This is a genomic window from Cellulosimicrobium composti (assembly GCF_009711085.1).
GTDB lineage: Bacteria > Actinomycetota > Actinomycetes > Actinomycetales > Cellulomonadaceae > Cellulosimicrobium > Cellulosimicrobium composti.
In genome coordinates, this window is record NZ_WMKA01000026.1 from 44,453 (window position 1) to 51,765 (window position 7,313).

6 protein-coding genes are annotated in these 7,313 nt (G+C 76.5%); 5 read left to right on the forward strand and 1 reads right to left on the reverse strand.

The window, feature by feature from the left end:
• The first annotated feature begins 120 nt into the window (after positions 1–120).
• Both GJV82_RS11910 and GJV82_RS11915 read left to right on the forward strand, forming a co-directional pair.
• Positions 121–1,092: a LysR family transcriptional regulator gene (locus GJV82_RS11910; RefSeq protein WP_155099378.1), complete on the forward strand. Its 972-nt coding sequence runs from the start codon at positions 121–123 to the stop codon at positions 1,090–1,092.
• A 117-nt stretch (positions 1,093–1,209) separates the two neighbouring features.
• Positions 1,210–2,703: a S1 family peptidase gene (locus tag GJV82_RS11915; protein WP_155099379.1), complete on the forward strand. Its 1,494-nt coding sequence runs from the start codon at positions 1,210–1,212 to the stop codon at positions 2,701–2,703.
• A 64-nt stretch (positions 2,704–2,767) separates the two neighbouring features.
• Here the strand turns inward: GJV82_RS11915 and GJV82_RS11920 are convergent, their stop codons facing one another.
• Positions 2,768–3,466: a vitamin K epoxide reductase family protein gene (locus GJV82_RS11920; protein WP_024838938.1), complete on the reverse strand. Its 699-nt coding sequence runs from the start codon at positions 3,464–3,466 to the stop codon at positions 2,768–2,770.
• Between the two features lie 311 nt (positions 3,467–3,777).
• Here GJV82_RS11920 and GJV82_RS11925 point away from each other — a divergent pair, with 311 nt between their 5' ends.
• The 3 genes from GJV82_RS11925 to GJV82_RS11935 all read left to right on the forward strand — a co-directional run.
• The gene (locus GJV82_RS11925; protein ID WP_162290150.1) at positions 3,778–5,418 is read left to right on the forward strand and encodes a DUF3375 domain-containing protein; all 1,641 of its coding nucleotides are present in this window, start codon (positions 3,778–3,780) and stop codon (positions 5,416–5,418) included.
• Positions 5,415–6,131 (forward strand): DUF4194 domain-containing protein, encoded by a 717-nt coding sequence (locus GJV82_RS11930; RefSeq protein ID WP_024838936.1) that lies wholly within the window; start codon positions 5,415–5,417, stop codon positions 6,129–6,131. Before GJV82_RS11925 ends, GJV82_RS11930 begins: the two co-directional genes overlap by 4 nt.
• On the forward strand, positions 6,131–7,313 hold a 1,183-nt coding region (locus GJV82_RS11935; RefSeq protein WP_155099381.1), incomplete at its 3' end, for an ATP-binding protein. The genes GJV82_RS11930 and GJV82_RS11935, both read left to right, overlap by 1 nt.

Here is a 7,313-nt window from a genome sequence, read left to right on the forward strand (position 1 = left end):
GGCCCTCGGACCGCCACCGCGCCGGGCGCCGGCCGCGTCGTCGTCCGCGCTCACGACGGCAGCGCACGGGCGGGGACCGCGGCAAGACACGGCGGGGCCGCACCGATACGTTCGGGAGGCATGGACCTCGAGGTGCGTCACCTGCGCATGATCGTCACGGTCGCCGAGTCCGGCAGCGTGACCAAGGCGGCCGCGGCGCTCGGGCTCGCGCAGCCCGCCCTCACCGCGCAGCTCAACCGGATCGACCGCGCGCTCGGCGGGTGCGTCTTCACGCGCGACCGCCAGGGCGCCCGCCCGACAGAGCTCGGCGAGCTCGTGCTGCGCCACGCGCGCGTCGTGCTGCCCGCGATGGCGACGCTCGTCGACGACGCGCGGCGGCTCGTGAGCGACCGCGGCGCCGCGCGGGTCGTGCGGGTGGGCACGGTGAGCTCCGCGATCGGCGGGCTGTTCGCGAGCCGCCTGCACTCGGCGCTGCCCGGCGCGCTCGGCGCGGACGACCTGCTCGTCACGACGGCCACGTCGTGGTCCGTCGAGGAGACGGCGGAGCGGCTGGCCGGCGGGACGCTCGACGTCGCGCTCGTGGGGATGTGCGACGACGCGTCCCCGCCCGCCGACGGCGGCCTCGTGTGGACGCCGGTGTCGACGGACCCCGTGTTCGTCCTGGTCGACGAGTACCACCCGGTGGCGGCGCGCGAGGCCGTCGGGCTGGAGGAGCTCGCCGACGCGCTGTGGCTGACGGCGCCGGGCAGCGGGTGCTTCGAGCGCTGCTTCGTGGGGGCGTGCGCGCGGGCGGGGTTCACGCCGCGGGCGATGGGCGAGTCGGACCGCACGTCGTGCATCGACCAGGTCCGCGGGGGTCACGCGGTCGCGCTCGTCCAGCCCGTGCTGCTCGACGCGCCGGGCGTGCGCACCGTCGCGCTCGACGGCGCCCCGCTGCGCTGGACCCACCACCTGGGCTGGCGCCGCGACGCGGCCGACCGGCTCCCGGTCGACGTCATCGCGCGCGCCGCGAGCAGCGCCCATCGCACGGCGGTGCAGCGCTCGCCGCGGTACCGGCGCTGGCGGGCCGAGCACCCCGTGGAGACCGCGTAGGGGTCCACCCGCACATAGCGCCCGCGTATGACCTGATCGTGATCTGGGCGCGCGCTGGACGCCTCCCTAGCGTGACCCTCGACCGGGCCGCCCGGCCCGGCGAAGGGAATGGACGACATGACACGACCACTCCGCAGGAGGCTCGCCGCGGTCACCGCCGCCGCGACGCTCCTGGTGGGCGCGGCCCAGGCGCACGCCGTCGCCGCCACGCCCGCACCCGAGGACCAGCGCGCGACGGTGCGCGCGGTCACCAAGACGGCCCCCGGCCTGCAGCGCGCGCTGCAGCGCGACCTGGGCCTCAGCGCGCGCGACGCCCAGGTGCGTCTCGCGTTCCAGTCCGACGCGGCGGGCGTCGAGGCGGCGCTCGAGCGCCGTCTCGGCGACGACTTCGCCGGCACGTGGGTCGACGAGTCCGCGAACGTCCTCTACGCCGGCGTCACGGACGCCGCCGGTGCTCGCGCGGCGCGGGCCGAGGGCGCGACCGTGGTCGACGTGGACCACACGCTCGCCGACCTCGAGTCCTGGCGCGCGACGCTCGACGACGCGCTCGCGGACGACCCGGCGGCGCTGCCGGGCTGGTACGTGGACGTCACGCGCAACCGCGTCGTCGTCGGAGTGCGCGACGGCGGCCAGGCCGACGTCGCCGCACGCGTCGCCGCCGCGGGCGTGCCCGCCGACGCGGTCGCGTACGAGGAGACGACGGAGGCGCCGCGCCCGCTGATCGACGTCGTCGGCGGCAACGCCTACACGATCGGCAGCAGCCGGTGCTCCGTGGGCTTCGCGGTCCAGGGCGGGTTCGTCACGGCCGGGCACTGCGGCTCGACCGGCGCGCGCACGTCCGGACCGTCGGGCACGTTCCGCGGGTCGAGCTTCCCCGGCAACGACTACGCGTGGGTGCGGGTGGACGCCGGCAACACGCCCGTGGGCGCGGTGAACAACTACGCCGGTGGCCGCGTCGCCGTCGCGGGCGCCACGCAGGCTCCGGTCGGCGCGTCCGTGTGCCGCTCGGGCTCGACCACGGGCTGGCACTGCGGCACCGTGCAGGCGTACAACGCGTCGGTCACGTACCCGCAGGGCACGGTCACGGGGCTCATCCGCACGACGGTGTGCGCCGAGCCCGGCGACTCGGGCGGCTCGCTCCTCGCGGGCAACCAGGCCCAGGGCGTCACGTCGGGCGGGTCCGGGAACTGCCGCTCCGGCGGGACGACGTACTTCCAGCCGGTCGGGGAGATCCTCTCCGCGTACGGGCTGACGCTCGTCACGAGCGACGGCGGGGGCCAGGACCCCGAGCCGCCGACGGGCTGCTCCGGGTACGCCCGGACGTACTCGGGCTCGCTCTCGGCGGGCGGCACCGCCGTCCAGCCGAACGGCTCGTACTACACGGCCGGGTCGGCCGGGACGCACCGCGCGTGCGTGACCGGACCGAGCGGCAGCGACTACGACCTCTACCTCCAGCGCTGGAACGGGGCGTCGTGGGCGACGGTCGCGCAGTCGACGTCGCCGGGGGCGAACGAGTCGGTGACGTACAGCGGCTCGGCCGGGTACTACCGGGTCGTCGTGCACGCGTACTCCGGCTCGGGCGCGTACTCGGTGGGGCTCACCACGCCCTGACCTGTCCGGTCGAGCACGAGGTCGCCGTCGTCCCCGGACGCCCCGGCGGCCTCGTGCTCGGCCGTCAGGCGAGCAGCGCCGGGCCGTACCTCAGCACGACGAGGGCCGCGAGCCCCACGAGCCAGGCCGCGACGAGGTAGCCGTACGCGCCCGAGCGCACGAACCCGAGCAGCCGCGCCTGCGCGCCGCGCGGCAGGTAGAGGTTGTCCTCCAGCACGTTCCAGTGCAGGAGCGACGCGAAGACGAGCGTCGTGGAGACGGTGATGAGCAGGCACCACGGGCACAGGGCCCCGATGACGACCATCGACTGGTAGAAGAGCCAGTAGGCGAACACGACGCCGAGGAAGTACACGCACTGCGCGGCGAAGAGGAACCACCGGGGGAAGCGCGTGCCGCCGAGGGCCGCGACCGCCGTCGTGATGACCACGGGCTCCGCCACGAGGCCCAGGAACGCGTTGGGGAAGCCGAACACCTGCGCCTGCCACGACTGCGCGACGGTCCCGCACGACAGCACCGTGCTGACGTCGCACGAGAGCACCGCGGCGGGGTTCGCGGCGAGGACCACGGCGTCGTAGGACAGCACGAACGCCGCGGTGAGGCTGAGCAGCCCGAACACGAGCATCTCGCCGAACAGCAGGCCGCGGGAGTGCGACCACCCCGTCGGCCGGGCGAACGGGTCGTACGCGGTGTCCTGCGCGGTGCCCGACGCCGGGCGCCCGCCCGGGCGTGCGTCGTCCGCCACGGCGGTGGTCGATCCGGTCACGGGCGGTCCTCGGGTCCGCGGGGTCCCGCCGGCTCGGGGGCCGCGCCGGCGGGCGGGCAGAAGGTGGCGCCGGCCCGGCAGGGTGGGCGCGCTGCCGGCCCGGCGCCGCACTCAGGCTACGGAGGCCCGGACCGGCGCCGACAGGGACCATGGTCCCGGATCCGGGGCCCGCGGACCGGTGCGAGGAGAGCACCGCCCGGTGGGTCGCGGGGGCGGTGCGGGTCGCCCGACCTAAGATCTGGGGGCGCCCGCTCCCCGGGGCGCGGCCCGGGCACCCCGGGCGCCCGCCCGACCCGCCCGAGAGGACCTGCGTGCAGCACGACGACGTCGACTCCCTGCGACGGTCGAGCGCGGCGTGGCGGCTCCTGCGCGCGGACACGGCCCCGCTCGTGCTCTCGTTCCTCGGGACGCTGTTCGTCGAGGAGAACGTCCGGGCGATCCCGGAGAGCGACCTCGTGGCGCGCCTCGACGACCACCTCTGGGCGGTCGACGGCCGGGCCGCCCGCAGCGCCGGCACCGAGCCGCGGTACCCGCGCGCGCCGCAGGCGTACGTCGACCACTGGGCGCACCCGGACCAGGGCTGGCTGCGCGCCTGGTACCCGCCGGGCTCGGCCGAGCCGCACTACGACGCGACGCCCGCCGTCGAGCAGGCGGTGCGCTGGGTCGCGTCGCTGCGCGGGCGCGGGTTCGTGGGCACCGAGTCGCGGCTCAACACGGTGTTCGAGCTCCTACGCCAGCTCGCCGTGGGCACGCAGACCGACCCGGCCGAGCGCCTGCGCGAGCTCGAGGAGCGCCGGGCCGCGATCGACGAGGAGATCGCGCAGGTGCGCGCGGGCCGCGTCGCGGTGCTCGACGCCGCCGCGCAGCGCGACCGCTACCAGCAGCTCACGCAGACCGCGGCCGACCTGCTCTCGGACTTCCGCGAGGTCGAGGCGAACTTCCGCGCCCTCGACCGCGAGCTGCGCGAGCGCATCACCGGGTGGGACGGCGCGAAGGGCGAGCTGCTCGAGGAGGTCGTGCGGTCGCGCACCGCCATCGCCGAGTCCGACCAGGGCCGGTCCTTCCACGCGTTCTACGACTTCCTGCTCGACCGCCGCCGCCAGGAGGAGTTCGCGGCGCTCGTCGAGCGCGTGCAGGCGCTCGACGCGATCGCGCCCGACGTCGTGCCGGGCGCCCCGCGGGGCACGGCCGAGCACGAGCACCGGCGCCTGCGGCGCGTGCACTACGACTGGCTCGACGCGGGCGAGCGCACGCAGGCCACGGTGCGCACGCTCTCGGAGCAGCTGCGCCGGTTCCTCGACGACCAGGTCTGGCTCGAGAACCGGCGCGTCATGGACATCCTGCGCGGCGTCGAGGCCAAGGCGCTCGCCGCACGCGACGTCGCCCTGCGTCCCGGGGCGGGCGACCCGCCGGGCATGGCGGTCGACGCCGTCGCTCCGGAGGTCGTGCTGCCCACGGAGCGGCCGCTCTTCGCGCCCCGCCCCACCGCGCGGCTGGACTCCGACCACGTCGAGGTCGGTGACGACGACTTCGAGGTCGACGCGCTCTACGACCAGGTGCACGTCGACCCCGAGCGGCTCGCGCGCACCGTCCGCGCGACGCTCTCGGCCCCGGGCGGGCCCGGCGAGGTCGCGCTCGCCGACCTGCTCGCCGAGGCCCCGCTGGAGCACGGCCTCGCCGAGCTCGTGACGTACCTGTCGCTCGACGACCCGCGGTTCGTCGTCGTGCACGACGACGAGCGCACCGACGAGGTCCGGTGGGAGGGCGAGGCGCCCGCCGGCCCGGTGGTCGACGACGGCGCGCCCGAGCCCGTGGTGCGCGTCGCGCGCCTGCCGCGCGTGACGTACGCGCGGCGGACCGGGTCCGGCGCACCGCCCGGCCCGCCCGCGCCGCCCGACCTCGTCACCGACCACCGACCCGCCCCCGACCACGCCCCGGAGGAGACCCCGTGAGCACGACCCGCACCGCGCGCGACCCGGAGCTGTCCGTCGTCGTCACGTCGCTGCTCAAGGGCGTCGTCTACCGCGAGTCCGGCGAGGCGCTGTGGCGCGACCTGCTCGCGCGCGAGGCCCAGGTGCGCGACGCCGTCGCGATGCTCGGGCTGCAGGTCGTCGTCGACGAGGGCGACGGCTACGCGTACCTGCGCTCGCAGCCCGAGCACGAGCGCGACGAGCGCGTGCCGCGGCTCGTCCCGCGCCGCGAGCTGCCGTTCGACGTCAGCCTGCTCCTCGCGCTGCTGCGCAAACGGCTCGCGCAGGCGGACTCCGAGGGCGGGGACACGCGCCTCGTGCTGACGCGCGCGGAGATCGTCGACCTGCTGCGCGTCTTCCTCGCCCAGGACGCGGGCGCCGCCGCGAACGAGGCGCGTCTCGTGGACCGCGTGGACGGGCTCGTGCGGCGCGTCGTCGAGCTCGGGTTCCTGCGCCCCGCGGGCCGCCCCGACCCCGACGCCGCGCCCGACGGCGCGGCGGCGGACGACCCCGCGGGCGGCGACGTCCGCCGCTACGAGGTGCGGCGCATCCTCAAGGCGTTCGTCGACGCACAGTGGCTCGCGGACCTCGACGCGCGGCTCGCGCAGTACCTGGAGCTCGCCGCGGAGGGCGGGCCGCGCGGCACCCTCGGCGCGCCCGCCACGACCGGCACGACGACGAGGACGGTGGCGTGATGGAGGGCCTGTTCAGCGCGGTCGAGCTGCACGACCCGGCGGCGGACGACGACGCCCGGGCCGGCTTCCGGCTCGAACGGCTCGAGGTGCTCAACTGGGGCACGTTCGACCAGCGCGTGTGGGCGTTCGACCTCGACGGGCGCAACGCGCTCCTCACGGGCGACATCGGCTCGGGCAAGTCCACGATCGTCGACGCGGTGACGACGCTGCTCGTGCCGTCGCACCGCATCTCCTACAACAAGGCCGCCGGCGCCGGGGCGCGCGAGCGGTCGCTGCGGTCGTACGTCGCGGGGCACTACAAGTCCGAGCGCGACGAGGCGACCGGCACGACGCGCCACGTGGGGCTGCGCGAGCGCGGCACGTACTCCGTGGTGCTCGGCCGGTTCTCCAACCGCGGGTTCGACCAGGAGGTCACGCTCGCGCAGGTGTTCTGGCTCGCGCAGGGCCAGGCGGGCCAGCCGGACCGGTTCTTCGTCACGGCCGACCGGCCGCTCACGATCACCGAGGACTTCGCGGGCTTCGGCGGCGACGTCGCGGCCCTGCGACGGCGGCTGCGCGAGTCCGGCGCGCAGGTGCGCGACCACTTCCCCGAGTACGGGCGCGACTTCCGCCGCCTCCTCGGCATCCCGTCGGAGCAGGCGATGGACCTGTTCCACCAGACGGTGTCCATGAAGTCCGTCGGCGACCTCGGCGAGTTCGTGCGCGAGCACATGCTCGAGCCGTTCGACGCCGACCGCTGGACGGACCGGCTCGTCGCCCACTTCGACGACCTCACGAGCGCGCACGACGCCGTCGTGCGCGCGACCGCGCAGATCGAGCGCCTCGCGCCGCTGCTCGCGGACTGCGACGCGCACGACGCGCTGGGGGAGCGGGCCGCAGCCCTCGTCGCGCGCCGTGACGCCCTGCGCGCCTTCACCGCGTCGCGTCGCGTCGCGGACCTCGACGGGCTCATCGGCGCGCTCGACGAGCGCGTCGCCGACGGCGAGGCACGCCGCCGCCGGGTGGGCGACGAGCTCGGCGTCCTCGCGGCCGAGCGGCAGCGGCTCGAGCTCGAGCGCGCGGGCCACGGCGGCGACCGGCTCGCCGCGATCGAGGGCGAGGTCGCGCGCCGCGAGGTCGAGCGGGCCGCGCGCGAGCGCCGCGTCGCCCAGCTCGCGGGGTACGCCGCCGCGGCGGGCCTCA